This is a genomic window from Cupriavidus sp. TMH.W2, assembly GCF_050847365.1.
Taxonomy (GTDB): Bacteria; Pseudomonadota; Gammaproteobacteria; order Burkholderiales; family Burkholderiaceae; genus Cupriavidus.
In genome coordinates this window covers 157,495-183,099 of record NZ_CP193796.1, presented here as the reverse complement: position 1 = coordinate 183,099, position 25,605 = coordinate 157,495, and the positions used below count along the sequence as shown (strand labels likewise).

Annotated in this window: 34 protein-coding genes; 5 read left to right on the top strand and 29 right to left on the bottom strand. The window is 61.4% G+C overall.

Annotated elements, in window-relative coordinates:
• Nucleotides 1-108: 108 nt before the first annotated feature.
• The 6 genes from ACREYQ_RS34270 to ACREYQ_RS34245 all read right to left on the bottom strand — a co-directional run bounded on the left by ACREYQ_RS34270 (nt 109) and on the right by ACREYQ_RS34245 (nt 2,400).
• Entirely contained in the window at nt 109-345 is a 237-nt protein-coding gene (locus ACREYQ_RS34270; RefSeq protein ID WP_432263490.1) for a hypothetical protein, read from the bottom strand.
• Nucleotides 342-668 carry a hypothetical protein gene (locus ACREYQ_RS34265; RefSeq protein ID WP_432263489.1) on the bottom strand — a complete coding sequence of 109 codons (327 nt, stop codon included), beginning with the start codon at nt 666-668 and terminating at the stop codon, nt 342-344. The genes ACREYQ_RS34270 and ACREYQ_RS34265 overlap by 4 nt, the downstream gene beginning before the upstream one ends.
• Nucleotides 658-1,023 carry a hypothetical protein gene (locus ACREYQ_RS34260; protein WP_432263488.1) on the bottom strand — a complete coding sequence of 122 codons (366 nt, stop codon included), beginning with the start codon at nt 1,021-1,023 and terminating at the stop codon, nt 658-660. Before ACREYQ_RS34260 ends, ACREYQ_RS34265 begins: the two co-directional genes overlap by 11 nt.
• Before the next feature lie 121 nt (nt 1,024-1,144).
• The gene (locus ACREYQ_RS34255; protein WP_432263487.1) at nt 1,145-1,540 is read right to left on the bottom strand and encodes a hypothetical protein; all 396 of its coding nucleotides are present in this window, start codon (nt 1,538-1,540) and stop codon (nt 1,145-1,147) included.
• Between the two features lie 4 nt (nt 1,541-1,544).
• Nucleotides 1,545-1,769 carry a hypothetical protein gene (locus ACREYQ_RS34250; RefSeq protein WP_432263486.1) on the bottom strand — a complete coding sequence of 75 codons (225 nt, stop codon included), beginning with the start codon at nt 1,767-1,769 and terminating at the stop codon, nt 1,545-1,547.
• Between the two features lie 151 nt (nt 1,770-1,920).
• On the bottom strand, nt 1,921-2,400 hold the full coding sequence (locus tag ACREYQ_RS34245) for a hypothetical protein (RefSeq protein ID WP_432263485.1): 480 nt from the start codon (nt 2,398-2,400) through the stop codon (nt 1,921-1,923).
• A 268-nt stretch (nt 2,401-2,668) separates the two neighbouring features.
• On the opposite strand from ACREYQ_RS34245, the gene ACREYQ_RS34240 reads away from it, so the two are divergent.
• Both ACREYQ_RS34240 and ACREYQ_RS34235 read left to right on the top strand, forming a co-directional pair.
• Nucleotides 2,669-3,106 (top strand): phage protein NinX family protein, encoded by a 438-nt coding sequence (locus ACREYQ_RS34240; RefSeq protein WP_432263484.1) that lies wholly within the window; start codon nt 2,669-2,671, stop codon nt 3,104-3,106.
• Between the two features lie 150 nt (nt 3,107-3,256).
• A complete protein-coding gene (locus tag ACREYQ_RS34235) occupies nt 3,257-3,670 on the top strand; it encodes a hypothetical protein (protein ID WP_432263483.1) in 414 nt (137 codons plus the stop codon).
• Nucleotides 3,671-3,793: 123 nt separating this feature from the next.
• Here the strand turns inward: ACREYQ_RS34235 and ACREYQ_RS34230 are convergent, their stop codons facing one another.
• From ACREYQ_RS34230 to ACREYQ_RS34155, 16 genes are all read right to left on the bottom strand, one after another.
• Nucleotides 3,794-3,997 carry a hypothetical protein gene (locus ACREYQ_RS34230; RefSeq protein WP_432263482.1) on the bottom strand — a complete coding sequence of 68 codons (204 nt, stop codon included), beginning with the start codon at nt 3,995-3,997 and terminating at the stop codon, nt 3,794-3,796.
• On the bottom strand, nt 3,997-4,158 hold the full coding sequence (locus tag ACREYQ_RS34225; protein WP_432263481.1) for a hypothetical protein: 162 nt from the start codon (nt 4,156-4,158) through the stop codon (nt 3,997-3,999). Before ACREYQ_RS34225 ends, ACREYQ_RS34230 begins: the two co-directional genes overlap by 1 nt.
• Complete coding sequence (locus ACREYQ_RS34220) at nt 4,155-4,346, bottom strand: hypothetical protein (RefSeq protein WP_432263480.1); 192 nt, start codon at nt 4,344-4,346, stop codon at nt 4,155-4,157. The genes ACREYQ_RS34225 and ACREYQ_RS34220 overlap by 4 nt, the downstream gene beginning before the upstream one ends.
• Nucleotides 4,346-4,699, bottom strand: a complete 354-nt coding sequence (locus tag ACREYQ_RS34215) for a hypothetical protein (protein ID WP_432263479.1) — start codon at nt 4,697-4,699, stop codon at nt 4,346-4,348. Before ACREYQ_RS34215 ends, ACREYQ_RS34220 begins: the two co-directional genes overlap by 1 nt.
• Nucleotides 4,692-5,735: a hypothetical protein gene (locus tag ACREYQ_RS34210; protein ID WP_432263478.1), complete on the bottom strand. Its 1,044-nt coding sequence runs from the start codon at nt 5,733-5,735 to the stop codon at nt 4,692-4,694. Before ACREYQ_RS34210 ends, ACREYQ_RS34215 begins: the two co-directional genes overlap by 8 nt.
• An 81-nt stretch (nt 5,736-5,816) precedes the next feature.
• Entirely contained in the window at nt 5,817-6,089 is a 273-nt protein-coding gene (locus ACREYQ_RS34205; protein ID WP_432263477.1) for a hypothetical protein, read from the bottom strand.
• A 55-nt stretch (nt 6,090-6,144) separates the two neighbouring features.
• A complete protein-coding gene (locus ACREYQ_RS34200) occupies nt 6,145-6,339 on the bottom strand; it encodes a hypothetical protein (protein ID WP_432263476.1) in 195 nt (64 codons plus the stop codon).
• Between the two features lie 27 nt (nt 6,340-6,366).
• The gene (locus tag ACREYQ_RS34195) at nt 6,367-6,624 is read right to left on the bottom strand and encodes a hypothetical protein (RefSeq protein ID WP_432263475.1); all 258 of its coding nucleotides are present in this window, start codon (nt 6,622-6,624) and stop codon (nt 6,367-6,369) included.
• A gap of 45 nt (nt 6,625-6,669) precedes the next feature.
• Complete coding sequence (locus tag ACREYQ_RS34190) at nt 6,670-6,831, bottom strand: hypothetical protein (protein ID WP_432263474.1); 162 nt, start codon at nt 6,829-6,831, stop codon at nt 6,670-6,672.
• Nucleotides 6,832-6,859: 28 nt separating this feature from the next.
• The gene (locus ACREYQ_RS34185) at nt 6,860-7,036 is read right to left on the bottom strand and encodes a hypothetical protein (RefSeq protein WP_432263473.1); all 177 of its coding nucleotides are present in this window, start codon (nt 7,034-7,036) and stop codon (nt 6,860-6,862) included.
• Nucleotides 7,037-7,064: 28 nt separating this feature from the next.
• Nucleotides 7,065-7,502, bottom strand: coding sequence for a hypothetical protein (locus ACREYQ_RS34180; protein ID WP_432263472.1), 438 nt, complete (start codon nt 7,500-7,502; stop codon nt 7,065-7,067).
• 106 nt (nt 7,503-7,608) lie between these two features.
• Nucleotides 7,609-8,511 (bottom strand): hypothetical protein, encoded by a 903-nt coding sequence (locus ACREYQ_RS34175; RefSeq protein ID WP_432263471.1) that lies wholly within the window; start codon nt 8,509-8,511, stop codon nt 7,609-7,611.
• Between the two features lie 81 nt (nt 8,512-8,592).
• Entirely contained in the window at nt 8,593-10,329 is a 1,737-nt protein-coding gene (locus ACREYQ_RS34170; RefSeq protein WP_432263470.1) for a phosphoadenosine phosphosulfate reductase family protein, read from the bottom strand.
• Nucleotides 10,330-10,427: 98 nt separating this feature from the next.
• The gene (locus tag ACREYQ_RS34165) at nt 10,428-12,311 is read right to left on the bottom strand and encodes a ParB/RepB/Spo0J family partition protein (protein ID WP_432263469.1); all 1,884 of its coding nucleotides are present in this window, start codon (nt 12,309-12,311) and stop codon (nt 10,428-10,430) included.
• A 130-nt stretch (nt 12,312-12,441) separates the two neighbouring features.
• Entirely contained in the window at nt 12,442-12,723 is a 282-nt protein-coding gene (locus ACREYQ_RS34160; RefSeq protein ID WP_432263468.1) for a hypothetical protein, read from the bottom strand.
• A 232-nt stretch (nt 12,724-12,955) separates the two neighbouring features.
• Nucleotides 12,956-13,198, bottom strand: a complete 243-nt coding sequence (locus ACREYQ_RS34155) for a hypothetical protein (RefSeq protein WP_432263467.1) — start codon at nt 13,196-13,198, stop codon at nt 12,956-12,958.
• A gap of 303 nt (nt 13,199-13,501) precedes the next feature.
• Here ACREYQ_RS34155 and ACREYQ_RS34150 point away from each other — a divergent pair, with 303 nt between their 5' ends.
• Nucleotides 13,502-14,176, top strand: coding sequence for an SOS response-associated peptidase (locus tag ACREYQ_RS34150; protein ID WP_432263466.1), 675 nt, complete (start codon nt 13,502-13,504; stop codon nt 14,174-14,176).
• Nucleotides 14,177-14,504: 328 nt separating this feature from the next.
• On the opposite strand, the gene ACREYQ_RS34145 is transcribed toward ACREYQ_RS34150, so the two are convergent.
• The 3 genes from ACREYQ_RS34145 to ACREYQ_RS34135 all read right to left on the bottom strand — a co-directional run bounded on the left by ACREYQ_RS34145 (nt 14,505) and on the right by ACREYQ_RS34135 (nt 16,901).
• On the bottom strand, nt 14,505-15,575 hold the full coding sequence (locus ACREYQ_RS34145) for a CAP domain-containing protein (RefSeq protein WP_432263465.1): 1,071 nt from the start codon (nt 15,573-15,575) through the stop codon (nt 14,505-14,507).
• A 537-nt stretch (nt 15,576-16,112) separates the two neighbouring features.
• A complete protein-coding gene (locus ACREYQ_RS34140; protein ID WP_432263464.1) occupies nt 16,113-16,535 on the bottom strand; it encodes a hypothetical protein in 423 nt (140 codons plus the stop codon).
• A gap of 24 nt (nt 16,536-16,559) precedes the next feature.
• The gene (locus ACREYQ_RS34135; protein WP_432263463.1) at nt 16,560-16,901 is read right to left on the bottom strand and encodes a hypothetical protein; all 342 of its coding nucleotides are present in this window, start codon (nt 16,899-16,901) and stop codon (nt 16,560-16,562) included.
• A gap of 488 nt (nt 16,902-17,389) precedes the next feature.
• Between ACREYQ_RS34135 and ACREYQ_RS34130 the strand changes: the two genes are divergently transcribed.
• Nucleotides 17,390-18,004, top strand: coding sequence for a hypothetical protein (locus ACREYQ_RS34130; protein WP_432263462.1), 615 nt, complete (start codon nt 17,390-17,392; stop codon nt 18,002-18,004).
• 616 nt (nt 18,005-18,620) lie between these two features.
• Here the strand turns inward: ACREYQ_RS34130 and ACREYQ_RS34125 are convergent.
• Nucleotides 18,621-19,976 carry a hypothetical protein gene (locus ACREYQ_RS34125; protein ID WP_432263461.1) on the bottom strand — a complete coding sequence of 452 codons (1,356 nt, stop codon included), beginning with the start codon at nt 19,974-19,976 and terminating at the stop codon, nt 18,621-18,623.
• 782 nt (nt 19,977-20,758) lie between these two features.
• Complete coding sequence (locus tag ACREYQ_RS34120) at nt 20,759-21,220, bottom strand: hypothetical protein (RefSeq protein WP_432263460.1); 462 nt, start codon at nt 21,218-21,220, stop codon at nt 20,759-20,761.
• Nucleotides 21,221-21,459: 239 nt separating this feature from the next.
• Here ACREYQ_RS34120 and ACREYQ_RS34115 point away from each other — a divergent pair, with 239 nt between their 5' ends.
• Nucleotides 21,460-22,122: a hypothetical protein gene (locus tag ACREYQ_RS34115; protein WP_432263459.1), complete on the top strand. Its 663-nt coding sequence runs from the start codon at nt 21,460-21,462 to the stop codon at nt 22,120-22,122.
• A 788-nt stretch (nt 22,123-22,910) separates the two neighbouring features.
• On the opposite strand, the gene ACREYQ_RS34110 is transcribed toward ACREYQ_RS34115, so the two are convergent.
• Nucleotides 22,911-23,102 (bottom strand): hypothetical protein, encoded by a 192-nt coding sequence (locus tag ACREYQ_RS34110; protein WP_432263458.1) that lies wholly within the window; start codon nt 23,100-23,102, stop codon nt 22,911-22,913.
• Between the two features lie 235 nt (nt 23,103-23,337).
• Entirely contained in the window at nt 23,338-25,596 is a 2,259-nt protein-coding gene (locus ACREYQ_RS34105; RefSeq protein WP_432263457.1) for a DotA/TraY family protein, read from the bottom strand.
• Nucleotides 25,597-25,605: the final 9 nt, after the last annotated feature.

Here is a 25,605-nt window from a genome sequence, read left to right as displayed (position 1 = left end):
GGTGACTCCTCTTCGTTGGATTTCGTGTAGGTGAGCGCCTGGACCAGACAAACTCGGTGACGGCCGGCACCGATTTCACGGTACTGTCGTAAAACAGCGGATGTTCAGTCAAAAAAGGGGGGCCGCCCCTTCGGTGATCGTCAAGGCGGGTTTGACCGTGGAGGCGGCGTCATCCGACAGCATTTGAGCCAACCACGGCCAGTACCCGGACACGGTGTCCTGCTGGGCCACTGCCTGGCGCCACATTGCGCGGGTGATCAGCGGGTGCTCGCCGTCGCCATCCGGGTTGTAGAGGTCGTCGAGCTGCTCGGCGCTAAGGCCGGCACCCTGCTGCGATCCGGTCATCGTTCCTTCTCCTCCTGAGGCTTGTTCTGGTGTTGGGTTGGGAAGTGCGGCATGGCCGCACGAATACGCGCCCACAGGGGTCCCCGTCCGGCCCGGCTGTCCTCGTAGGCCGTAGGGTTTGCGGCCCGCCAGGCAGGATCGCGTTCCTGGGCGATCAGCATGCGCACTGCCCCGGCCGAGACGTTGAGGCGTTCAATCTCTGCGCTGATCCGGCGCAGGTCTGCACACACCTTCTCTGCTGCCACTGCGTCTCGCTCCCGTAGGGCGGCGGCCAGCCGCCACTGCATTGAGTTGGCGAGCTGCTTGATCGAGCTAGCCTGCATGGGTGCAACCCGCGTGACCGAAAGCCATTGCCTGGGAGGTCTTCTCGGCTTTGTGCAGATCGGAATGCAAACCCTCGAACACGATCTGGGTAATCAGCCGATATGCAAGCCGCTCTTTCCGCTCAAAGGGCGAACGGGTGGGATCACCAACCTCGGCGATCATCCGCCCGAGGCTGCCAACCAACGCATAGTGAGTGCCGCTTCCCATATAGCTCTTGTTGGAGAGAGCGAAGACGCGGGCGGCGAGGTCCGGCAAGCGGCGGGCGGCGCGGCGACGCCAGGCCTCCCATTCGCTGTCAGCTTTGCGCTCCGCTTCCCAATTCTCAATGTCTACCTGGGTAATCTGTGCTGCCATGTCGTTGCTCCTGCCGATTTGCAATCGGATGAGGACAACATACCGAGATCGAAGGCACCCACGCAAACCCGGCGGACAGATTTCGGCGTGATGCGTGTACCCTCCTCACTACTCGGGTTCCCTAGGCGACAGCTAGCCGCACGCCAGCTTCGACGCTGCTGGTCTCGAACCACTCCTCGACCCCAGATTCCGCGATGGCAGTGAGCGTGCTGAAGGCCAGGGCCCTTGTTCCGACCAGGTCACCGGAATATCGCAGGGCGCCTTCAAACCTCACGTCGCCGTAGGCACCGACTACCATTTCGTTGCCTTCGACGCAGTGTTGATCATCCGGGTCGTGCCAGTCAGGGTAGGCAACGTGGCACTGGGATGCCGCGGAGGCCAAGCCGTGGTTGAGGCAGGCCGTGCGCAGACGACCAACTTCGCGCCTCAAATCCCACAAGTTGCAGTCGACGACCGCGAAGGCTGGTGTCTCGGTCCACTCGTCGTGGGAACCAACGGACAGATAGAGTCTCGTCATGGTGTCAGCGCCCCTTGGCCAGGGTTGCGACGCGATACAGATGCCCCTCGTTCACGGTGGTGTCGTCCTCCCCTCCTGCCGCCAAGGCGCCGATCTCATGATGCACTGCATCGTTCGCGCGGTCCGAGAATTCCCCATTGGGTGCGATCGCCTTCTCGAGGTTGCCGATTGCGTCCCAGTAGGCGCGGCGCGCGCGCACAGCAGTGCGCAGAAGGTCAAGGTTAGTCATATCGTTCTCAGTCAGTTGCTCATTTGATGAGATCAACATATCGGCTCCGTATGGACCCGCGCAAATCATCTGCGTCTTATTGGCACGCAAACCCGACAGGACTGGCCCGCCGGGCGGCGTGCAGGGCCGGGAATTCGCCGCCCGGCTCGCCTCAGGCGTCGACCGAATGCGCATCAAGCAGCGGGAGCGAGCCGACGAAGCTCCTTACCGAAGCAAACGCTTCCTTGCCAAGAATCGGTTCCAGCCAGGTTTGTGCCTGGAGCAGGCCGTACTTGCGGCGGGCGAACAGCCGCAGCTCAGGCGTGGCGCCGATGAAGTAAGGGATCAACGCTGCCTCGGAGTCCCCGGTCTGAATGTCGTGCTGCTCGATCCAGTCTTCTCCCTCACAGAGCGTGCCAAGAACAACTGCCAACTCGTCGAGCTCATCCTGGTGGTGGCCACCACTACACCAGAACGGAATGTCCAGCAGGAGATTCTGGTCGGCCTCGAAGGCGATAGCATCCCCCACCAGCTCCTCGAAACGCTCATCGATCCAGGCTGTGAACTTCTGGAATGCCTCCTTGACCTGGTCTTCGGTCACGCCTTCTCGAAGAATAAGATGTCCCTTCAGATAGCACTGGTGCGAGCTCATTACGCCTTCCTTTGTCAGTAGGTTAGAAGTCAAATTCATCTGAAATCAACCTACCGATTCGCCGGCGACCGACGCAAGCCAAATTGATGCTATCGACGTCCCCTGCCCGTCCCTCTCGCCTTGCGCTTGCTCTCGAAAACATACACACCAAATTTGCCCCCATATATTAGGTGTGTATATAATTAAATTCATGAACTAGCATTGCGAACCTACCGAGTGGGCGGGTTCCCGCAGCTAAGAAGTGGAAATCAACCGGGAGTAACGGACAATGGCACTCGTTAAGACACGAGACTTGGCGGGCGCGCCTCTAGATTGGGCCGTGGCGAAGTGCGCGGGCATGGACGTTGCAATCAACGGCAAGCGCGTGTGGATTGCCTTCAAGCGCCCCTTCGACCCATCGGCTTGCTGGAGTGACGGTGGGCCGATTATTGGGCGAGAAGGCATCGCCACCCGCAAGCATCAGGCGTCCGGAACCTGGTATGCGATGTCGCTCGATGACATCGGCGACACTCGGACCACCAGTTGGGAAGAGCTGACGGTTCGTGGTGGGGGGCGCTACGGCGCCTATTCCTATCAAGTGCGAAGGCGTCGGCAACGATTTGATGGGCCTACCCTGCTCGTCGCCGCCATGCGCTGCTTCGTCGCAAGCAAGGCAGGTCCCGAAGTGGAGGTGCCTGACGAGCTGGTGGTGCTATGCCCCGCGTAACACCAGCATGGCGGTGCGCGTACCGGGTCGACTCGTTTTCAATGTGCGCGACGCGGGGGCGATACAACATGCCGCCATCCGGATGAAGCCCCAAACCCGCCGCATAGCTGCTCGCTAACGCCATGGCCTGGCCTAGCCTGGCCTGAAGACATGCCACGCACCAAGGGGAGTGATTTGTACCGCGCCTACCTACGAATGCCGGACCAGAAAGTTGATCCGGAGTCGAAGACAAACACGAAAAGTCCGGAGGCCGCCGCTGAGGCCTTTGCGGAGATCATCGCGCGCACGGAGTTGGATGGCCAAAAGATGGCTGCCGTGCTGACCCATAACGGAAAGCAACTGGCCTTCCATCGATTCGACCGGAAACCAGGCAGCGCAGACTATTGGCGTGACCGGATGGGAGATATCCCGTGGCCGCCGGGTTTGGTCGGCCGTCCAGCGGAGATGGAAGGCGGAAAGCGCGTGAATGTCTACCTGGATGCCCAGAGCCTTGCGCGGGCAGCCCGCCTGGGTGATGGCAACGTGTCCGAGGGAATCCGGCGGGCATTGGCTCGAGACGACTGAGGGCTGCCGCTTACGGTCACGGTCCAGCCGTGTGCTGGAGCATGATCTGTCCGACTGCCGAGAGCGTGTAATCAGGAACCGCCTTGATCGCGGCCAGCCTATCGCTCACAGTATTGGCGGCCGTCACCCACACTCACTGCTCGATCTCATGGTGGCGTCCCGTTCGCCGACGGCCGTGCGCGCGGACTTCCACTGCTCGCAGACGCGCTTGTGGCTGCTCCAGCCGCCGTTGCCCCTGCATTCCTTCCCGCAGACGCACACATGAACCACCTGAGCGTGCTTCCTGGCTTGTGCCTTGCGCTTGTCGCTCACGATGTTGGCGGCCATCACGCACCCTCCTGGCTGGCGCTCATGGCTCCCCAGCGGTGCGTCAATTCCTCCGCTTCCATGTTCATGGGCTCACCGTCGCTCGTATTCCAGTGGCTGGCCTGGATCAGGGCATCCTCGGGCATCGTTCGCAAGATTGCGCGGTAGAAAAGGCGGCTCATGACCCCTCCCTGCTGGCGCTCATGGCGCCAGAAGCCCATTCGTTGGCCTGCTCGTTGAGTTCCTTGCAGGCCTTACTGGAAAGCGGAATGCAGATCATGTTGAACGACACCTCGGCGTCGCCCACCTCGTCTGCCCCCGCCACCTTTACGAGCATGCGCTTGGCGTTTGCATTCAGTCGATAGCTCATCACGCACCTTCCTTGCTGGCGCTCATGGCGGCGTCGATTGCCTGCGTGAAGTGTTCCGCGACGCTGCCCTGCATGAGGTTCACGCCAGCGGGGATAGGCAGCGGTTCAAGGCTCCATGTCTGACGCCGACCACCACTAAGCCATGCGCCCACGAAGCGCAACGCAGTGCGCCACCGCTTGGCATCGCGCGCATCCTCCTCCTGGTCGGCAGACGATGCAGCGCGCTCCAGTTCGCGGATGCGGGCTATCAGCGCGTCAATCGCCGTTGCGGCCTCCATCTGCTGGGCGCGCGCAGAGCCACGCAGAGATCTAGCCAACCTCGCCAGCGTATCCAAATCCAGCGCCTCAGCCATTATTGTTCTCCTTGGCAGGCGATGCGGCGAGCAGGGCACGGGCGAATGTGCGGCGCCATACTCGATTCTTGCCTGTGTCTCGCGGAACATCCTGCTCGTGGATGCCGTGTTGCTTGGCGAGCGCTTCGGCGGCACGCTCATGCGCTGCGTCGATCTGCTCATCCGTCAGCACCGCAGGCGATGTGGTTGCCGTGGCGCGGGCCGCCCGCCAGCCGGCAAGCACGTATGCCTCCCTGCCGGGTTCGTCACTGGGGCCGACGGTGTTGCGCGCGTCTCGCGCTATGGCGCGCAGTTGATCGGGCATTGGATCATCCCCGTCTACCCGCGCGGCAGGCGATGCGCTCGGCGCAGGTGCGGCATAGAGTGTCCAGGCTCGACCTCCCATGGCAGTCGGGGTATGGGGCTCGCCAGCGCGACGAAACTCGGTTGTTCCGTCATCACGCTCAACGAAGGTGCCGAACGGCTCCGCCTTTTGTGCGCTGGCGCTCGGGGCGGCGAGCAGGGCTGCCTCGATTGCCCGAATCGCATCTACTCGATATAGGTCGGGCACTGCAGCACATGCAGCGTCAATCATCTCGTCTGTAGCTTCCAACACCAATTCTGGGTCACCAGAATGGTCGGCGCGAGGAGCGGCTTGGGCGAGGAGGACGCGGATACGCGCAGCAGCGTCTTCAATCCCCTCGCCGGGAGCAATCTGCGATGCCGCAACAATCTCATGCGCCAGGTCCTCCAGCCCCTGCGCCACGGGAGCGGCTTGCGACGGGGCGACGAATGTCAGCGGCTTCCATCCGCCGGAATCTTTGCGCACCTGTTCGATATTGCCGTCCCACAACCAGTCACCGGAAAGAGTGCCGTCTGCGCGGACGCGCACCCACGCTACCACCTCGCCTTGCGCTTGGTGCGATGCGCCGTGCTCCCGGGCCCTATCCACCAGCTCCAGTACCGACTCCCGCCGTACAACCTGGTGCCCGTCAATCTTTCCCACAACGCCGACAGCGCAGAGCATAGCGCGCAGCGAATCAAGCTTGTTATTCATGTCGTTGTCTCAATGGATACCCGCCGTAGCGGGCGGATTGCGCGACGAGCTGCCCGATGAACTCAGGACCGCCCATGTGATTCACCCCTGGCCGGCTGTTTCGGCATCCGGAATCCACTGCCAGCAGCTGATCCAGTGCCCGCTGTCGGCCTGTGAGATCTCTGCATTCTCGTCAAAGCGCAGCTCATCGGACCAACCGGTGTAGTCCTTCGCAACCCCGATCTGCTCCGGCGTTGCTGTTGTTTTCTCGGACAACCCCTCGAGCACCCGCTGCAGCACGCGCACGGCGCCTGCCAGGTCGCCCCTCTCCCAGTTGTCCACGACGGCACGCGCGGCGGAGATCAGCTCGTTCATGATTTTCCCTGTGTAATGAGTCGTTCAGCGGCTCGCCGTCGCTAGCGGGTTGTGGTTAGTCGTAGCGGTTGATGGTCGCGTTCTGCAACTTGCCTTTCGCCAGCTCGAAATCGATCTGGCCGTCCACGGAGATATGTTGCCCACGATCCGAAAGTGCGGCAGCCGCATGCAACGCGGCAAACTGGATCGCTTCCGCTACGTCCTGCGCCGTTGCGTCATCGTCAAGCGTGATATTCAGTCCAAACTCCATCTTGCGTCCCCTTGTGCGGTACCTTGATCAGGCGGCGCGCTGGTCGTAGTTCGCGCCGTGCTTAGTCCGGCATTGCCGACACGCCATGTTGGCCGTAGTGTGCGGGCAGGCCCCAACCCACGGCTTCAGGCAGGCGCTCTCGATCTCCACTTCCGGCAGGTAGTGCGCCGCGTCGGCCGGGTTGCCGAACTTGGCCTTGACCGCCTCGGCCTGCTCCTGGTCAACGTTGTCGATCAGGAGGGCGCGTTTCCCGTTGAGCGGATTCAGGTAGGTCACGTTGAACATTGCTTGTCCTGGTGGTGGTAGCCAGCCGTAGCGAGTGGGTTGTTATTAGATGCCGCGCGGCGGAGGCGCGATCTCGGCTCGTTCCGTGCGAACGTGCGCGGTTGATTTGCCAAATCTCTTCAGCGCTTTTTCATGCGCGTCCAGCGCATCGTCCGCCCACACTTGCCCCTGATATTTCGTGCCGTACCAGATGTCCCAGAGTTCCATCTTGCTTCCCCCTTGTGCGTTGCGTTGGTCAGACCGGCTTCTTTACCGGATGTACGTAGCAGTGTTTGCCGTGCCGGCGGCGTGCGATAGACAGCGTAATCCCTTCCGTGGCAGCCCACACCAGCTCGGAACCGGGGGCAAAGTAGTACCGGATGCGGAACAGTTGTGCCTTGTCGTCTTTTGGCTTGTTGATCGGCCGCTTCATCTTGCCCCCTCGCGTTGCGTTGCGCCGGTCAGCGGTAGATGGTGCAGGAATCGTGCGGGTAGCCGAACGTCATGCGCTCGATGCTCACCTGCGCCACCTTGCCCCCTTCCTCGCGATAGCGGGCCAGCGCCTTGTCACCGTCGGCGGCGGTCAGGATGGCCACCACGAGGCGCTGGTCCGATTGCCAGACCTTGTAGAGGTTTCCAAACGCGGTCACGTTGGTTGCGCCGGCAGCATCGGCGGCGCGGACGATGTCGTTCCCGCTTTCCGCGCCAGCGAAGATTCGGCCGCTCTTGTGCCACTTATCGACGATCTTTCCGTCGCCATAGGTGCCGATGCAGCCATGGTCCTGGCGCCAGGAAACCACTGTGATCGTGACGAGTTCACCGCTGCGGGTCACGTAGTTGCCCGGAGCGGTGATGATGTCGGGTTTCGTTACGAGTGAGGCGAAGTATGCGGAGGTCATGGGTGTCAGGTTTCTGTAAATCGTCTGATTGAGACCAATTTACCGAACCAGGAGGGACCCACGCAACAGCCAGCGTCCTTTGGCTGTACCGTCTACGCGCCCGACGTCAATCATCGAGCTCAAAGCACCAGCCATCGGGCGTATAGAGGGCAATCGTCATGCCGTCGATGTCCTTGGGCTCAGCGCTGATGGTCTCCACGTCGACGCCTTCGTCGGTGCGCGTGAAGGTGCCATCGCTGTTCTCCACCAGCGGCCCGGCGTGTTGGGCGAGTTCGCGCATGCCCTGCAGCGTGAAGCGCGGAACGACCCAGCCATTCCAGGTCCGACCGTCCCAATACGCCGGCACGGCCCATCCCTCACAGTCGGCAAGGGTGACATTCACCTCACGCCAACGTACTTGAGCGTCCGAGCGCTTGTACTTGCGAAGCAGGTCTTGATCCGTGTGCACCGACTCAAAGGTCAGGTACGCCAACAGAAACCCAATGCGCTGGTCCTCATCAGCGCGCGGCCAGAACGCCTCGGCATCCATGCCGGAACAGAACAAGCCTGCGACGTCGCCAGCCGTGATCTGACAGGCCTCTTGCACCATTAGAAGAGCGTCGTTCAAGTCATCGGCGCGCGTCGCCTCCTCAAAGGTCATGCCGGGCATGTTGAGGGCTTGCATCAAGATTGCATCGACTGACGTCATGTCTCCGATTGCGCAGGCATGTGACGTATTGACCCACTCGCCGTCGCAGAGATAGCCCATGTTGGGCGAGTCATACCGGTCGCCTGCGTCATCCTGGAACCGGATGCCGATACGCAAGTGAGGGTACAGCCGGCAGAATCGCTCCGCATGATCAATGAAAGGCATGTCCCATGTTTGGCAATCTCGGCCGTCAACACGGTGCATCATGCGAGCAGCAGCGCCGCACGGGTGCGAGTCGGGCGCGTCCCAACCGCCCGCGTAGTTCAAGAGGTTGCGCAGCGCTTCGGCTACTTCCTTGTAGGTGGGCTTTTCCATGGTCATGGGGCCATCTCTCTGTTGATCTTGAACTCACCATACAGAGCCGATGGGGAACGGCGCAAACCCAGCCTCGGTCGTTGCCGACTAAGCTGCCTCCGCGAACAGGGCTTCCTCTTGCCGCACAGGGGGGGCTTCGCAGCGGGCGATCAAGTGCTCAAGCGCCGGCTGACCGTGGAGACAATTCTGCTGCCGCCATTCCGTGCGGCGAAGGATTCCGTCCCACCTGGCGTGTGCACCCTTGGCCAGAGTGACAAACCCGTAGCGCAGGTAGATGCGCGCTGCGGCGGTCCACTCGGCGTCATCGCGATGGAACTCGGCAATATGGCGATCAGCCTCGAACTCCAGAAACAGCAACGCTCCCTCCTCGTCGACTTCGAACTGCTTCGTGGTATCGAAGTCCGTCACAACGCGGCCGTCCCTCGTAAAGCGAGTGCCAATACCGCAGCCCTCCTCGGCAAGGGCCAGCGGGGCGTCGAAAAGGCCGGTGACCTTCGGGGTATCGATGCCATCCCAATCCTTGCCAACGAAGATGCGACCGTAGGCCGGTACCGGCGTCTTCGGGACAGGCTTGACCTTCGGCGGAAACTTCAGATTCCCACGCTCGACCTCGCGGGCGATCCAGAGTGCGTGAAAGGGCTTGTGCAGGCCGTAGGCCGACCACAGCATGTCGATCGCGAACAGCTCCCGCAGAGCGACGTAGCGAAAGTTTGCCGCGCGAGGCAGCGTCGCCTGGATCGACAGGGCGTACCACAGCAAATCCTCCAGCATCTGAGGCGCGTAGGTATCCGCCGCGATGGTGATGTAGCCGTCCTTGTCGATGGTGCGGCCCACATAGCTCCGGCGCGACCAGTCATACTGCGTATTCGCAATGAAGTCACGGAAGGCCAGCATCGGCTTCATGTAGCCGTAGCGACCGTCGTCGCTCTCGATCATGTTCATGAGCGACTTGTCCGACTGCACCTTGGTGCAGGTCACGCAGCCTGAACGCGCACCGCAGCCGCCGCCTTTCCTGGCGTCCATCATATCGGACGCCACAACAACGCAGGAACTACCTCCGGCGTCGCGATAGAAGCGCATAGTCTCCGCAAAGTCCGAGTAGGACGGAATCAGGCCGGCGGCGCAGTAGCCAAGATAGGTCCAGACATCGTCGGAAGTCCACGAAAGGATCGGGGAGAGACGCATCTCGCCTTCCGCATTGGTCCAGATGCCTTCGTCGCGCTCGCCACGCGAGGCGATGCTCGCGGCTCGGGCGGCAGACTCCTCCCGGCGCACACCGGTCATGAGGACGGCCGGCTTTTCGGTGAATCGGCGCAGCTCCGTGTATGCCTCCGCCGTGAGGCGATCCCCTACCCTCACTTTCCAGTCAACCGAGCAGTCGCCTCGGGTGTCCGGAAAGGTCGGAAGGCCGCGACCGCTGATCACCCGGCAGGCGAACGCGGAGTAAAGGGTCGGATGGCCGATCCGAACGGTCAACGGGATCCCCTGGTCTGCAGCGTATGCGCGGATCTTCTCAATTTCCGATGACGCCAGCGCCTGCACTTCCGGGTTCTCGACTGTAATCGAGCTGTGATTGATGAGGAGCGGCGGGCAGGATTCGCCCCGCTGCAAGCGCGAACGTGCCGCATTGAGCATCAGGTTGGCAACGACGCTGGAGTCCTTCCCGCTCGACCAGGCGCAAATCATCGGATGGCCCGCCTCGAGCACCGCGTCAATCGCCGCTGTTGCCCGTCGTTCCAGCTCCTCGGAGGTCAAGTGCGTAACGGTGACCGGAGAAACGAGCGGGTTTGCGGCCGGAAAGAGAGCGAGCTGAGAGGCGTGCATGGTGGGTGGTTGCAATCGGAGATGGTTTGCAACCACCCTACCGAGCGAGGCCAGACCCACGCAAATGTGGCCCCGGTCGGCATCCGCCAACAACCGCGTTACGCCCTTTCCTCGGGCACTTCGCGGGCGAGCATTCGCGGCAGCCAGCCGGCACCAGAGAGAACCGCCTCAGCGTGCTTGTCCAGTTCGCCCTTTTTCAGCTTGGCAAGCTTCTCGCCGTCCTGGGCCGGATCGACCTGCCTAACCACCGAAATCGCAGTTTCCTTACGCACGTGCTTGAAATAGCTGCCAGCGCTCGCCTCCCACCAGTCCGACATGTCGAGCCCGGCAGCCTCCTCGAGCTCGGCCAGCTGCCGGGTCCCTTCCTGGTGCTGAAGTCCATCCACGCAGGAGGCGGTGCAGAATGCCAGGATCTCGAGTACCGTCTCCAGGGATTGCTCCTGCAGCCAGGCAAACAGCTCAGCAGGGTTCTCCGGCAGGTTTTCCTTAAGCCTGGCACGGCGCTCGGCCATCTGCCCCCAGGCTTTCGAATGCTCGATGTCGTCTGCGTGCTGACGCAGGTTAAAGGTCTGAGAGTTGGCGTTGATCCTGATACCTCGGTCACCGTGGTAACCGCCGCTATAGAGGACGGTGGAAGCAAGCGAGTGGCAGAGCGTATCGAGCGAAAGGCGATGTTGGTCGGCGAGCGAGGCCTGAACCGCCATCGTCCGATGCGCGGACAGCTTGCGCACTAGCGACTCCGAATGCGCGGGTTTGCCGGACTCGGTAACGGTAACGCTCGGGTCGACCTTCTTCGGCTTATCGGCCCCCTTGATCAAGCCGCGATGGATTTCCAGTTTTCCGCTGTGGCCCAGGCCGACCATAACGCCGGCCTTCTTCATCTGGCGTTCGCTGTAGACGGCTGTGCCATCCTTGATTACCTTGATCCTGACTTGCAATTCCACGATTTCATCGGACACCATCTCGTAGGCGTCCGAGTCATCGTCTTCCTCAAGGGCGTCCGCCTTTGCGTCGAGGGCCTTTACCTGCGCCTCCAAGGCAGCGATCTCCGCCTGTTCAACCTCGGTCAGCGCCCGCTCGCTGGGCTTGCTCCTGCCCATCTGATACAGGTCACCTTGGCTCACTCGCTCACGCACGTCCACCCAGGACCAGCCCTCTGCACGCACCTGGTCGCCTACGGCCTCCAGCTTTTCGACGAACAGTTTGTGCAGCAAATGCTTGTCCGCCACATAACCGTCGCCGCGGTCCGAGAACAGGTCACGCACCACGTGACCCCCTGCCGCCTCGTAGGCATCCAGCCCGACAAAGCGTGCGGCTGCGTCGTCTGCAGTGGCGACCGCCCCCTCGGTGATGGCATCCCGCAGCTCCCGTGCCGACTGCTTCCAGTAGGCCGACTTCTGAGCGTCCTCCCAAACCCGCTCCTGAACATCGTGCCGGTCGGTGAGAGCAAGCGCCTGCAGTTGATCGAGCTTTAGCTCTCCCTGCCGGTAGGCCTGCAGCAATCGGGGCGCGATGTTGGCCAACCTCAGGCGGCGGCGCACGACCAGCGGGGTGACACCAAACGTGGCCGCAATATCCTCAATGGGAATACCAGCATCACGCTGGCGCTGGAACGCTTCGAACTCGTCTGCCGGGTGCATTGCCTCGCGGCCGCTGTTCTCGGCAAGACTCGCTTGCTCGGCGGTTTCTACTGCCACGATCTTCACCGGAACCGGGTGGATTTCCTCGATCTCTCGGCGCTGCGCCAGGTGGTTAAGCGCGCGCATTCGACGGCCGCCGCCAACGACGCCGAACCGAACGCCGCCGCGTTCATCCACCTCCGGGACGACGAGAAGATTCTGCAGCACAGACTGCGACCGGATGAGAGCCGCGAGCTCGGTGATATCGGAGTTGTCCATGCGGCGAACGTTCAGCGGCGAGATGAACAGTGTGTTCAGCGGAACTTCGAGGGTTTGGCCAGGGGTGAATTGAGTCGCGGTCATGTCAGTGTTCTGGATACGCATATTGGAGAATTGGTCGTGCGCTCGGGCGCTGCGTCGAAGACCGGGCCCGTCAATCTGAGCTGCTCGGGCCGGATGGGTGGCCGCCGGCTAGCGGCGGTCAGTTCTCTCTTTAGGACAGAGCAGCCGAGCGGAGAGCCGCCATCTTCTGCTCGATGAACGCGAGCATCGCTGGCCGGAAGCTATCCGAGTCAAACCCGGAGGCGCTAGCCAGGAACTCCGCAGCCCAGTCGGAGGCCAGCGCAGCCATGCCGTCGGTGCCGTTGGCGTGCTCCAGCAGAGCGATCCGGGCAGCCTGCGACAAGCGGGCCCAGTGGATACCCGCGTGCAGCGCCATCGACGCGGTGACTTCCAGATGCTCCTTCGGGTCAACGGTCTTCGCGATGGTGGACATGGTGTCTATTCTCCTTGGTGGATGTGCTCAATCAATGAGTTCAGACTACCCATCGCGACTGGAACGAGGCAAATATATTTTGCGGAACGGGCTCGCTGCGAAAGATTGCCGTCATGCAACAGCCCACGGTGTCAGCTTCAGCCGCTTGATAAGTGTCGGAATGCCGCGGTGCACGTTTTGACCGGGCCAGATTAGGTTGCGTTGACCTTGGCCGCGGCTGCCCGTTCTACGCTCACGCCGCCGACTTGGCGGATTCGCGCAACTGATCGAATTTGCGAATCGTGAATGTGTACAGATGCGATGCGTAGTCCTGCTCAACGCTGCCAGCGTGCTCCGCTTCCCACTGACGGATGAACTCTTTAGCCCATTCCGTCACGAGCTCGTGAAGGCCCGCGCTGCCGCCGACGTGGTCCATCAATGCAGCGTGCGCCTTGCCACCGCCCGCGGGCCACGCGCGGCCAACCAGAAATCCCATCGCAGCGGTTGCTTCGAGATGGTCGGCCTGTTGACTCGCGACGTGGGTACATCCTGCGTGGAAGGCGTGCGATCCAATCTCCCGGTATCCACGGTTGCCGGGGCGAGCATGAGGTCCTCACAGGTTGTTGTTTAGTGAGAACCACGGTACCGACTACGCCGGGAACCGCGCAAATCTACAGAGGGGGCAAACTCTGCGCCCGATTCCGGGGATCGGCACCTTCCGCCGCGCCGGGACGAGCTGCTGCAGCGATTCACAGTACACTCACACAAACTGACCTCAAACACCACGACGGAGGACGCCGTGTGCACTAACTACGCCCCGGTTCAGCCCCAATTGCTGCGCGATGTGTTCCTGGTGGAGCCGCCCGAGGGCGCAGAATGGGCGTCCCACGTCTGCCGTGACGGTGCGGCTCCGATCCTACTGCACGATGGCGACGGCGGGCGCGATTGTGTGATGGGTACGTTCGGCTTGGTGTCGCGTGAGGAGATCAAGCGGCGCAATAAGGAGATGGAGAAGCGCACCGGCCAGCCGCCCAAGCTGAAAGACTACGCGACGATGAATGCTCGCTCCGAAGGCGTGGCCGAGCGGGCCGCCTTCAAAGGCCCCTGGCGCAACGCCCAGTATTGCCTGATTCCCGCGGTGGCCTTCGATGAGCCGAACTATGAGGCCGGGCCTAAATGCGTCTGGTACAGGATTCGGCCCGCCGGCGAGCCCGCCTTCGGTATCGCCGGGCTGTGGCAGCGCTGGCCGAACGACACCTTTTCGTTCACGATGCTGACCGTCAATGCGGAAGGGCACTCCGTCATGGGGCGAATGCATAAGCCCGCCGACGAGAAGCGGTCAATTGTGCTGGTGCCTCCGACGCAATGGGACGACTGGCTGCAGTGTGATAATCCGGACCTCGCGCGCACGTTCATGACGCTCTACCCGGCCGAGAAGATGCTGGCTGCGCCGGCCTTGCGCCTGGTGGAGTAGCCGCCGGACCTCTCGCGTCCGGCGGGCGTCTATTGAGATGCGACAGTCGCAAGGTCGTCCGCTACTACCGACATTCCTTTCCACCCGCTCCGGGGTGATAGCCCGCCGCCTCGTGTCCGGCCTCAGCCTCCGAGGTCGCTTTTATGGGACTGAGGTTGCACTTATGTTTTTATACACACCAAATCTGACGCCTCCGGGCGACTCGCGGCGGCCTTTAGGCGGCGGGCGGGTCCGCGAGCTTGCAGCCAAGAAGCCGTGAGCGGCAGTCCAGTGTGCAGGAAGCTCAGCGACAGCACCCGCACCGCCCCAGCCTCACCTCTTCACCGACCTACCGCTGGGCGATAGTGACTCCCGCTGACGTAGTGAACGACCAGGTGAAGCTCACCGGCTTGCCCGCGCGCGTCCCCGCGAACGTCGCCGTGTAGGTCACGCCAGCCGCCAGCGGCGCGAGCGGCAACAGGAAGGCGGCGTTGTTTCGGATGTACGGGTCTGCCGCACCTGCTGAGCCGGCCGCCTTGGCTGCCGGGGACACAAGAGCCCTCGCTGGCACGTCTGCGCCATTAGGGCCGATCACGTTGAACGCCCCAACCGACAGGATTTCAGCAAGCGCACCGTTCGCGTAGACCATCAGCGGTCGGCCCGGGGCCGTCAGGTCGGGGGCGGGATCAGGCGACTCGCTCTCGGCATTAAAGCCAGGCTGAACATCGGTCTCCCCGCTGCGAGGCACCGTGACGAACGTGCCGGCATCGAAGTGCTGGCCGCCGACATAGGGCACGCCGTTTGGGACAGGATCGGCTTGTGCGGCTGTGAGGGTGCCGAAATTCAGCACACACAGGTTCAGGCCGAGGCTCCCCCTCTGGCTGTATCCGACGCCAACCGACTCCTGATTTCCAACCAGCGACTGCAAGTGATAGACGGTGTGATACCACTGCCTGAAGCACCGCTGGCCGATATCACCGTCATCGCCCCCTCTGGCGGCGGCGACGGCCTCACCCACCCACTGTACCGCCGGTGCTCCAGCCTTGCGCGCCCGCAGAAGCGGGCTGACACCATAGAAGTCCGGGTTCTCGGCAGCCTCATCGTGCTGCGACACATTGTTGCTGCTGAGATAGACGGCGTGGGCCTGTGCCGCAGTGTCGAGCCTTGAATCCTGCGTGAGCAGGCCGACGCCGAGATGCTGGCGCAGCGCGTTGATGGCCTTGAACAGCGCAAGCTGCCCAGAGCCCACCGCATAAGTCGGCTCGGCAACGCTCATCCGAGGGGTAAGGCCCGCCGGCGCAGACGGGGTTTGGGAGGGCGAAGGAGCATCGATGACCGTGACCGTGACCGAGCCCGCCGCGGCACCGCACCACACTACGGTTGCGGCGAGTGCCGCCAAATAGAACGACTTCTTCTTCATTTTCTTCGTGTTCTTGACCAAGGTGGCTGGAGTGCCGTCCCAGACGTAACGGCCACGCGGGTCTGTGACTTGATAGAGTCAGGCTACCGATCTGGGATATACCCAAGCAAACCCGCGGAGGGGCAACCACCTGGTCGCCCGCTCACGGCCGCCCTCCGCGAGTGGGTAGCGTCGCCCACCGGCAAAAGACGGCTCCTCAGCAGGAGCAATAGGCGTACACCTGGTTACAGCCACTACAAACATCGCCTGCAGCGCGCTGTTCCGCAACCACCTTGGTGTCGCAAGCTGTGCAGCGCGATGGAACAAAGAGGCCGCGCAACTCGCCCGGCTGGACTTCGGTCCCGCAGTTTTTGCATACGTGCCGCCAGGCGCCCGCCACAAGGAATCCCCCGCATCTGGAGCAGTGATCGGTCGCGTCGGCGATTCGTGACGGCGCCGATCCCGGTGGCACCGGGAAGACTGAGTGGAGCCGCTCGCCTAGCTGCTCGGTGTCGCTGACGCACCGCGGCGTGGAACAACGGGGCGACGATGTCCCGCTCACGTCGCGCTCCCTTCCCTGGTTGACCCGGCTCCCTGCTCCAGAATCAAGTCGATGCTGGCCAGCGCCGCTGTGTACTCGCAATCCGGGCCCGGCAGAATCTCCTCGCGCTCGCTGTACACGTGATCCCACATCGTCCGCCCGATGAGCTCTCGCAGACTACGCAACTGATGAGCCATCCGAGCCTTGCGACCGGAGAACTTGGCAACCGTGCCATCGTGTCCGCATTCATCGCAGAGAACCTGGGCGCTGTCGGTCCACTCCTGATCGCCCACAATCTCAGTGCCGCTGGGCAGTAGGCGGGCCAAGGTCTGGACTTCGACATTGAGTTTGGTATCACGTCCACAGTTCGGACACGCCAGCCCGTGGGTCTCGAAAACGGTTCTCATCGGATACTCCGATTGGGTTTGATCGTGGGTCATTTGGCAGGTCAGGTGGCAGGTGGCTCAAGCAATTGCGGCCGGCTGGCGCATCTCGGCTGTCGAGCAAGCACAGCGTGCCGCACGGACCGCCAGCCATAGAACCGGCGAGTAGGCCGCGACAACGCAAAGTACGCTCACCCACGCCGGCGGCGCGACAGAATCTGCGCCATACCCGACCGTGGTCAGCAGGGCCAGCAGGAAGGCAGCAGCAACCTGTGCCGCTCGTTCGCCTTCAAATGCATCCCCTTCGCCAAGCATCTGCTTGAAGTAACCGCCCATGTATGCGGCTAATGGCGCAATCAGGATTGAGGCGGTCAGGGCGAGGCTGATGAGGCTGAAAGACAGCGATTCGTAGGTAGGCTGCATGGGGGCTCCCAGTTAGTTCAATCGATGAACCCAGCGTACCGATCGCTGGCGGAACCCCGCAAATATGTTTTGCCGCTCCCACCATCAGCGAAACATAAGGATCGCCGGACGCAATAGCGGACACCCATAAGGGCAGTGGGTCTTCCGTTGATGGATGCGCTGCGAGACGAGGTTGCCGGCCGATCTCATCCCCGGACACTTGGCAAACCCAACCAGATGCCATTAAGCGGTAGCTGTCGCAGTCCGGACGTTGCTGTCTGTCGCGTCATCGGTTCACCCCCCATTGGCAGCTGGATTCGACAAACCCACTCTACCCAACCGCACGACAAGAACGGCTCCGTTGCGCCGGTCGATCAGAGCGCGGCGGCCATCGGTGCCACCAAGTCACTGGGCTGCACAACAAGCAGAAACCTGCAGTGTGGCTTTGCGCGGTTCCCTGCCATATCTATAGGATGACTAAATCAACTACCCAGGAGATGGAGTAGCAGATGGAACTGAAAAAGATTGAATTCGCCACTATCGCCGAGCCGGGATGGGTTGTGGTGCAGGAGGCTCGATTGGAGCCGTTGGTCAGGCTCGCGGCCGCAGCGCAGTCCGTTCTCAAGGACTGGCCCCAGGTGCTGACCGATGAAGATATGGACGGGTCTGATGCGGTGGATTGGATCGGAGACCTCTACCGGAAGATCTCCGAGATCCAGGGCATGTGCGCAGAGCCGGTCGATGCGGATGACGTGGCGGAATGGGTGGGCCTGCACTCCGGCCAGAACTACCACGCCTGCACCAGCCCGGAGAAGGTGGATTGGATTCGACGCTATCAGGAATCCCATCAGGAGCACACTGAGCTAAACGGTGCGGCCGCGGGAGACTCAGTCGGTGCCCCTCCCTCGCCGGGTGAGCACGAGTATGCTTTCGACGTAAAACTGGCCTGCACGTTGCGGGTAAATGCCGCCAGCAAGAGGGAGGCACTGGAGAAGCTGCGAGGGATCGACGCAAACGAGGCCAATCTCGGGGTCTGGTCGGATGGCTCGCCGATCCTGGCGGAGGTCTCGCTAGACGATAGCCAGCCATATTGCTTTCAGATCGACGGCGAGCCGACTGACTAGTAGCGACTGCGACGACGGACCGGACGCGTCCTAACCGCAACCGGTCCAAGTCAAGTCGGCCCGGCGGCAAACCCGCTGCCGAGGCCAATCCGAAAGAAGACCGATTTCTAACCAAGCCGCCCTGCGCCCGGATCTGCCAAGTGCGGACCAACGTGGTCGCGGATACAAATTCGGTACCTCTGGAACGATGGGGCGAAAAGCCCGCGCCACGGCGCAGCGCGAACCAGCCCATCGTCACCGGCGAACCTGGTCACAGAGAGGATATGCGCCAGGTGAGAACCCCGAACGCCACCACCGCAAAGTGGACTGTGACGGCGACCCAAATCCATATCAGTACCTTCGCGTAGAAGCGAACAATACCCGTCGAGTACCAAACCCTAAGAGGTCAGACTTTAAATCAGCCAGGCAGCACACCGTGGATATTGGTGGTTTCATTCGGCGGAGGGGAGACCACAGGGCCGTTGCCCATAGGCTGGGATTTCATCAGTTCTGTATGGCCCCGGATATCAGTACGTCAGAATAGACTTGCACAAGTTCCCATACTGCGTGCAGAGACCCCTGCCAGCGGATAATCATTATTCTGGGCTCATTCAATGCCGACCGTCTTTTCCCGGCTTCAAGCCTCTTCGCGTCCGGAATCAATTTGCCGATCAGCGGGTTTGTCTACCCCGCCGCGCGCCGTTCGGTGGGCATAAATAACCTTGCCATAATATGTATTCGCCTTCGAAGCCGCATTACCCATTTCCTCGGCTGTCGCGGAGACCCCTTGGCGCGCCTTCCTGTTCGACCCAAATTGACCACGCATTTGATATAGTGTAAATCGAGGGGCGTCCCTTCCGAATACCGAGATTGAAGACAACCACAAATATTGCCGCGCTCGTGAATAGATTGCCGAAAATTCCTCACCAGCGTCCAATAAAGTCCTCAGTTTCGCCATAAATCCTTCGACCGCGCCCCTGTCGGATTCATCAATCGAGACGAGTCGATACTTAACTGGCTCCGCCAGATCTTCTGGTACTTGCGGTTCCGGATCGCGCTCAAGTCTGGCCAGACCAGCGGTCCAGTCAGCCTCCTGTCGCCTCCGCTTCGCAGTCTTTACACGCAGGTGAGTGCGGGACTCATCAGACCAGGTCGCATCGACCCACTCGACTGGACGCAATCCCGCTGCCAGACCGGCCCGCAGCCACGAGCCAACCAAGGCTCCAGCGGCAAGCTGATTGGAGGACGCCTCTGCGCGCCGGTCGAGATGCCGCAGTAGCCGATTGAAGTCCCGCCTTGCGAATGTCCGCTTGCGTTGCGACTTCGACGAGTAGCGCGTCGCCGTGGTCCCCGGCTTCGGCCCCTTGAATCCGTCCTTAGGGCAACCTGTGAGCAGGATCACCCTCGCTTGCATTGCCTCTGGATTGGCGGGCATCCCGTCCAGCCAGTACAGCACCGCCGCCCGCGTCGTGTTGAACGTCGAGTTGCGCAGCTCAGGCACTCGGCGCAGCAGCAGGTCCACGATCTCCAGAGGGCCGACTGGCCTGTGTCGTATCGCGCCCTCATCCTCGGCGACGACTCTCCTCCACAGCGAGTCAACTGCCCAGCGGTAGCGACGCAGGATTACGTCTGATACTCGCTGCGGCGTCGGTCCGAACACTGCCTCCGCGGTCGCGCGCACATCGTGCTGCTTGCGGCCAGTCTTTCCTGTCTCCTGGTTGCCGGACTCAGTTCTATCTGCATCAGGGGTTTGATCTTGCGGCAGTCCATCCGGTCGATGGGTCATCTGCGTCAGAACGAAATCTGGAATCAGTCCTCTCTCAGCGGGTGACTTGAACTCGAACTGACCTACAACCTCCACCCAGCGCTGTAGTGACTCCTCTTGCAGGCCATCTTTCCCCGGATTGGGCCTCGTTTCCGGCTCGAACTCCCCAGGGACATCATGTTTACAGTCAATCATCTTCCGCTGTTCCGAGAAAGGACGCAGTTGCATCCTCGACCCTACTACACAGGTAAAGTAAAACACCTTTTCTGCTATGGGCAAATTGTAAACTTTGGGGCCCGCAAAGGTGTAAATAATTTGGCCCCTTCCTGGCCAACTTGATTGCCGACGGTCTGAGTTGCTCGCCACTGTTTCGAGCGCGCTTGATTCAACCTCATTGCGTGCGAGATTTAAGTCTTCGCGCCTAGCCGGCCGCCTTCAGCTCGCCCTTCTGCCTTCCTACGCGCGGGGATTGGCGCAAATTTTACAAATACCGTCTCAATGTAAAGTCGAAGTGGCATCGTTTTCTTCTATCCGTAAAATCTTTCGGCCGTATCCGAATACCTTTTCTTCTTCTTGCTCAATGGCTTACCCGACCACACGAAAAAGCCAGGTGCGCGCATGTATTGAATCACCAAGGACTTTGTATTGAGTTCCCGGTCCGTTGTTGTGAATCTCACTCTGGCAATTACGCCGGATTGCGAAATGGGCCGGAGTGCGCTTTCTCAATCGATCCGCGCTTCTAGGCGCCTCTATGCGCGCCAGCGCGCTTGAAAGCGCTAGGACGCCCTTTAGCGCGCCACGGCGCGCTATGCGCGCATATTCGAGCGGACGCCTTATGTCCTGCGAGGTCTGGCTGTGAAGACGGCTGAGGGATCGAGGGCAGAAAGCCCTACAAGTCGTGAAGGGCCGAGCGGGCAGGTGGCGTCGCGCCAGGCTGAGGGAGGCAGGGGCCGGCACTCTCGCGCCGGCCGGTGAAGCGATCTAGCGAATGCCGGATCTGAGGGAGCTACCTACTGTGCACGTTGGCGAGGTCCGTGCTCACGGGTGCGAGCCTCCCGCAGATCGTTGTAGATTACAGCGCTGTCTTCCTTTGCCCGCGTGACCAATGAGGTGATTCTGCTTGCGGCAACGATGGGCGCGACAGAATTGCCAGCGGCTTGAGCCTGCACCCTCGCCTGGTTTATGTTCAGCATGATTCGGCGCTGAATGCTGTCTGACTCTCCCTGGCTGCAATGACCTGCGCAGGCGAGAAGGTCCAGGGCTGTGCGGCTGGTGTTTTGCAGCCCGCTCAGCAACCAGTCGCAGTCGACGCCCCAGCTCGCCAACCGCGGCGACTGGAGATGCTGGTCGATGGAGGAGAAGGCTTGCGACATCTCCTCGGCCAGGCGCTCGGAGCTTGCCACAACTGCCATGCCAAAACGCTGGAGAAGTTGCCTTTGTGAACCGGCGGGGTCAAGAGTTGATGGAGTCATTGTTATAGATCGATGTGCCAGGCTACTTCGAAATATACTCGCCTCTGCCGTCCGCGTCTAACGGGAGCATAGAGCCCTGATGTTTTCGGAGAAAGATTTGCGTGGTACCCCCCCTACTGCGGCATCATGAAAGCGTGGGGTAGAAATCCACCGTTTGGGCGGGGTAGTCTACGGGCCAACTAGACACAAGAACTGTACCGGCTGCGCCAGATCTGGCCGGACTATAACTGGGGAGTAATATGAAGTTCACCAATCACAACTTGTCTGAGAAGGGGCTGGCTCCTTTCACTGCCGTAATGGCCGGTGTCGGAACGGGCGTTGTGGCTGCTCAGACCGCCGCTCTCAAGGGGATTATGAACTCTCGCCCGTTGACGATGGCTGTTTTGCTACCAGCTGCGGCATTTGCGGGCTTTGTGCTTTGCTATTCTCCCGTTGGCTTGGGGCGTGTCCTCCTTACTGGAGATTTGGCGCCGATACGCGGGAATCCCGCGCACGCCCATATATTGGCCTGTGCTATAGCGATATTCGCGCTCGTTACCACCGCCCTGTACATCAAGGCATACAAGTTCGGGCCAGGTGTTTTCAGTTACGCCAGCAGCTGGATCGTGCGGCTTGGCATCATCGGCGGATTTGTGCTGGCGGCCGTAGCCGGACTTCTCGGGTACGAGAAACTCGCCGCATATATCGCCGCGGTACTTGTCGCCTCTTACCCACTGATGGTCGCGGAGAACTTGGCCGTTATGATAGCCAAGCATCCCGTCGCAGCCGGGCAACCTATTGCCGAGATCGAGAAGTACCTCTGGCAAGGTGTTCCCGGCAGCGTAGCGAAGTTGTGCGTTTGGGCAGGCATCGCAGTAGTCGCCCTCCGCTTCTTGATTTGGTTCACCTACCTACATCACTGATGTCTATCTCACTCACCGTTTGTGAACAGCAAAGAGCCCCGCGCAATGCGGGGCTTCTTTCATTCTGGAGCCCATCTCGCGTCCCGAGGGTGGGCTGACAATGATGGAGACAATAAAGATATTGCTCGCCGCCGCCGGCGTGCCCCACCCTGGGCGAGCTGCACGCGCGCATGGCGCGGGGCGGAGTCTGGTTTCTGGCGCTGCGTGGCATCGGCGTCATCAAGGCGCGCGCTCGCGCCGGTCGTCGCCACCTACGCTGACACCCTCGGCGCCCTGCCTGAGGCGGCCCGGGCCGACCTGCCGGGCGAGCGGTGCCGCGCGCTGATGCCGCTGGAGCATTTGGTCGCGCCGAACGAACTGAGTGGCGCGGCGAGGCGGTTCTGGGCTCCGCACGAGCCATGTTTGCTCGGCCGGACGACGATCGGGCGGCCATCCTCGCCTGGCTGGCGGCACGCGGCCGTGCCGCGGGAGGACGCGAGGCGCCGGGCGCGGGTGGCGCGTCGGCCGCGGTCCTGCCTACGCTGACGCAACGCGCCTACCGCAAGGAGACTGAGCGGCTTGCTGTGGGCGGTGCTGTGGCGCCGGCAGGCCGTGTCCTCACTCGCGGTCGAGGATGTGTTCCTCCAGTCAGGTTTTCGGACTTTATTGTAAATTCCCCATGACTCCGCATTTCTTCCCGACCGAGCAGCCGACTGTCGACGGGCCTACCACCGAATGAAGCAGCAAGTCATTGATATAAAAAGAGAAAAGTCCTCCTTTGCATCTTTATTGTCACAGTTTTCATGACTTTATTGTAAGAGGACCGCCATTGCCTGAAGTCTGCGCGCGCACTCGGGGCGCACGTAACGAGTCGTGGTATCCAGCGAGGCATGCCCGACGTGCTGCTGCATCATCTCGACCGGCGGCACGGCGCAGCCGCGTGCCGCGAGATGCGTGGCCAGGCGATCCACCAGCGCCTCCTGGACGGGGACCTCAGGCACCTTGCCGCCCTTGCCGCGTACGGTCGCTGGCCCCCGATTCCATTGTGCGGGGGGGATCGGGCAGCCCCGCTGGTCGAGCCGCTGGCGCTCCTCCGCCGGCCCCGAGTCGGCGGGCGCGCGTGGCTATGCGATCGGAGTGCTGGGCAAGAAAAAGGCCCGCGTTGATCGCGGGCCCTTTTCTTGTGAAATGCACCTCATAAGCCATGCCAAGTCGAAAATGTGCCGTATACGTCACTTATTTTGGCATGCTGGCGTGCCCCCCCCACCGGGCGAAGGTCTGCACTGTGCCTTCGACCTTGTGGTCGAGTTCCTTGGCCATCCGAGCCTCCATACCGTTCCCGAACCACGCGATTACACGGTCGGGAAGTTCGTAGATGAGGTTGAATAGAACCTGCACCAGCATGATTGTCAGCATCAGATAGATGCAAAAGAAGCCAACAATGCTGAGCACACCAGTCGTCGAGTTCCCTTGCACGTTAGCCAAGGCGGGTCCAAACATCTGGAACAGTAGCGTGCCAACCAGAACAGAAGCAGCCGAGGCGAAGAAAAAGCCGAGCACCATCAGTCCGGGGCGCAGCAGCATGTTCAGGACGTAGAGATAGCCCTTCTCCGTCCGCTGACCCAGGCCCTCACCCTCTGCATGCAAGTGAGAGAAAGCCCATACCTGCGCGGCGATCAGTCCTTCAATAAAGCTAGCGAAGTAGCTCACCAGGCCTGTGAACCAAGTGATGAAGGGGATGAACGGCACGTAGAACGAGAGCATCATACCAATCACCATCAGCGCGCCGAGAAGCACCGGTGCAAAGCCTGCAAGATCAGACGCGATCGTTCCGAAGATTCCCCCCATCTTCAGCAGCTTTCCTCCTGCAGCCGCAGCTTTGCTCGCGAGACCTCCACTCTCCGATCCGGTCAGCCCCCCTTCCGCTGCAGCGGCCAACGGAGCAACGGTGCCGCGAATTGCTGCAACTGCTACGTAAGCTCCCTGGACGCCCACGAGCAGCCAATCCCCGAGGTTCTTGGCCGCGATCAATGGATTGACCATCCCGTTTCCACCCGAATTTCCTGCAACACCGTTGGTTATTGCCATTACGATGGACTGCCCCACAGAGCAATTCCCTGTGGCTGTCCCAGCGCCTACGGATTCACCCACCTTGTTCGTTGCATCGCTAATGAAGTTCGGAAGAATCCCGGGCTCGTCGCAGAAATCTCCAGCCCTGCTCGCCACCGCGGTGCTTGCCTTGATGCCAAGGGACTTTAGCCCATCGGCTACGGACTCGATCCGCTGGCCACCGGCGATAGCGAGCATGTCCTCAGGACTCTGTACTTGCAGCGTCGTCTGGGTCATCGCTGTCTGAATTGCGGCGTTCATCTCCGCGAAAGCGCTGTACCAGGAGCCTATGGTCGCCCACCCACCCTCCTTCATGTTCGCAAGCGCCCGGTCTTTCAGCGAGCTGTCCTCTTTCGAGTCGCCGCGAATCGCCGCCATGAACCGGTTTTGCGCTTCGACCATGGTCTTTGCTACATCCATGTCCGGGTACGGCGGCACCGGGTTGATGCGCATGTGGGTCTGGGCATCTTCGGCCACGTAGGCATCAAACCATGCCTGGGCCAGCGGCTGGATGCTGGCGTTCACCGAATTCAGCGCGGCTGGGTACTGCTGATTTGTCCGATCAGAAATGGCCGCGATCTTGTCATAGTCCACCGCGGCGTTTCGAAACCCGAGGACGCTGGATGCGGACCTGGTGCTATTGCCACGCGTGACGATCGTTATGCCGCCACAGGAATCCGGCGCCACCAGCCTGGTGCCGTCGAAGGTAATTTCCTGCGTAGCCTGGCCCGTCCTGCTTCGATAGTCATTGTTCAGCAGCGTGCACACGTGCATGGCGAACAGATCGCGGCCGAGCTCCCCGGTAAAGCCAACGGTCCCGACTCCTTGGGCGATGGCCGGCGGCGGCACAAGTGCCTCGAATTCTGCTGCACGATCGATGGCTGTGGTGGATAGGAGGTTCGCAATACCGATTCCCAGGATACCGACCGTCATCATGATGGATTGCGCGAGGGAAAATCCGCCGAAAACTGGCAGCATGCCCCCGACGCCCATTGTCATGCGGATCGGCAACCATAACGTACTCAAGCGCTTACCGAGGACTTCCCCTTCGTGTGCTGTCTGGGCGATCCCAGACAGGACGTGGTAGCCAACCCACGTTGCTCCAATGACAAACAAGCACGCGTTGAAGATAAAGAACATGCTACCGAGCAGCTCAGTAGGCGGGCCAACAGCGGCGAACGGATTCTGTCCGAACTGGCCGAGCATGTTGTTTAGAATATTGCGGGCCTTGTCGTCGGCCCCGGACCCAGCGTCCTGGATCTGGCCGTAAGTTGGCATGTCGCCGACTGACTGCGCCCATGTACGTGCCGACCATGCAACAAGTACTAGGCTCATGGCTATGGCAAGCAAGAACAGCGCATGCTTGCGCCAGATGCTGCGCTCCATCGTCCCTCT

Coding starts and splice junctions, on each gene's coding strand:
- ACREYQ_RS34270 (WP_432263490.1), bottom strand. CDS start 345: ATGACCGGATCGCAGCAGGGTGCCGGCCTTAGCGCCGAGCAGCTCGAC.
- ACREYQ_RS34265 (WP_432263489.1), bottom strand. CDS start 668: ATGCAGGCTAGCTCGATCAAGCAGCTCGCCAACTCAATGCAGTGGCGG.
- ACREYQ_RS34260 (WP_432263488.1), bottom strand. CDS start 1,023: ATGGCAGCACAGATTACCCAGGTAGACATTGAGAATTGGGAAGCGGAG.
- ACREYQ_RS34255 (WP_432263487.1), bottom strand. CDS start 1,540: ATGACGAGACTCTATCTGTCCGTTGGTTCCCACGACGAGTGGACCGAG.
- ACREYQ_RS34250 (WP_432263486.1), bottom strand. CDS start 1,769: ATGACTAACCTTGACCTTCTGCGCACTGCTGTGCGCGCGCGCCGCGCC.
- ACREYQ_RS34245 (WP_432263485.1), bottom strand. CDS start 2,400: ATGAGCTCGCACCAGTGCTATCTGAAGGGACATCTTATTCTTCGAGAA.
- ACREYQ_RS34240 (WP_432263484.1), top strand. CDS start 2,669: ATGGCACTCGTTAAGACACGAGACTTGGCGGGCGCGCCTCTAGATTGG.
- ACREYQ_RS34235 (WP_432263483.1), top strand. CDS start 3,257: ATGCCACGCACCAAGGGGAGTGATTTGTACCGCGCCTACCTACGAATG.
- ACREYQ_RS34230 (WP_432263482.1), bottom strand. CDS start 3,997: ATGGCCGCCAACATCGTGAGCGACAAGCGCAAGGCACAAGCCAGGAAG.
- ACREYQ_RS34225 (WP_432263481.1), bottom strand. CDS start 4,158: ATGAGCCGCCTTTTCTACCGCGCAATCTTGCGAACGATGCCCGAGGAT.
- ACREYQ_RS34220 (WP_432263480.1), bottom strand. CDS start 4,346: ATGAGCTATCGACTGAATGCAAACGCCAAGCGCATGCTCGTAAAGGTG.
- ACREYQ_RS34215 (WP_432263479.1), bottom strand. CDS start 4,699: ATGGCTGAGGCGCTGGATTTGGATACGCTGGCGAGGTTGGCTAGATCT.
- ACREYQ_RS34210 (WP_432263478.1), bottom strand. CDS start 5,735: ATGAATAACAAGCTTGATTCGCTGCGCGCTATGCTCTGCGCTGTCGGC.
- ACREYQ_RS34205 (WP_432263477.1), bottom strand. CDS start 6,089: ATGAACGAGCTGATCTCCGCCGCGCGTGCCGTCGTGGACAACTGGGAG.
- ACREYQ_RS34200 (WP_432263476.1), bottom strand. CDS start 6,339: ATGGAGTTTGGACTGAATATCACGCTTGACGATGACGCAACGGCGCAG.
- ACREYQ_RS34195 (WP_432263475.1), bottom strand. CDS start 6,624: ATGTTCAACGTGACCTACCTGAATCCGCTCAACGGGAAACGCGCCCTC.
- ACREYQ_RS34190 (WP_432263474.1), bottom strand. CDS start 6,831: ATGGAACTCTGGGACATCTGGTACGGCACGAAATATCAGGGGCAAGTG.
- ACREYQ_RS34185 (WP_432263473.1), bottom strand. CDS start 7,036: ATGAAGCGGCCGATCAACAAGCCAAAAGACGACAAGGCACAACTGTTC.
- ACREYQ_RS34180 (WP_432263472.1), bottom strand. CDS start 7,502: ATGACCTCCGCATACTTCGCCTCACTCGTAACGAAACCCGACATCATC.
- ACREYQ_RS34175 (WP_432263471.1), bottom strand. CDS start 8,511: ATGACCATGGAAAAGCCCACCTACAAGGAAGTAGCCGAAGCGCTGCGC.
- ACREYQ_RS34170 (WP_432263470.1), bottom strand. CDS start 10,329: ATGCACGCCTCTCAGCTCGCTCTCTTTCCGGCCGCAAACCCGCTCGTT.
- ACREYQ_RS34165 (WP_432263469.1), bottom strand. CDS start 12,311: ATGACCGCGACTCAATTCACCCCTGGCCAAACCCTCGAAGTTCCGCTG.
- ACREYQ_RS34160 (WP_432263468.1), bottom strand. CDS start 12,723: ATGTCCACCATCGCGAAGACCGTTGACCCGAAGGAGCATCTGGAAGTC.
- ACREYQ_RS34155 (WP_432263467.1), bottom strand. CDS start 13,198: ATGGGATTTCTGGTTGGCCGCGCGTGGCCCGCGGGCGGTGGCAAGGCG.
- ACREYQ_RS34145 (WP_432263465.1), bottom strand. CDS start 15,575: ATGAAGAAGAAGTCGTTCTATTTGGCGGCACTCGCCGCAACCGTAGTG.
- ACREYQ_RS34140 (WP_432263464.1), bottom strand. CDS start 16,535: ATGACCCACGATCAAACCCAATCGGAGTATCCGATGAGAACCGTTTTC.
- ACREYQ_RS34135 (WP_432263463.1), bottom strand. CDS start 16,901: ATGCAGCCTACCTACGAATCGCTGTCTTTCAGCCTCATCAGCCTCGCC.
- ACREYQ_RS34130 (WP_432263462.1), top strand. CDS start 17,390: ATGGAACTGAAAAAGATTGAATTCGCCACTATCGCCGAGCCGGGATGG.
- ACREYQ_RS34125 (WP_432263461.1), bottom strand. CDS start 19,976: ATGCAACTGCGTCCTTTCTCGGAACAGCGGAAGATGATTGACTGTAAA.
- ACREYQ_RS34120 (WP_432263460.1), bottom strand. CDS start 21,220: ATGACTCCATCAACTCTTGACCCCGCCGGTTCACAAAGGCAACTTCTC.
- ACREYQ_RS34115 (WP_432263459.1), top strand. CDS start 21,460: ATGAAGTTCACCAATCACAACTTGTCTGAGAAGGGGCTGGCTCCTTTC.
- ACREYQ_RS34105 (WP_432263457.1), bottom strand. CDS start 25,596: ATGGAGCGCAGCATCTGGCGCAAGCATGCGCTGTTCTTGCTTGCCATA.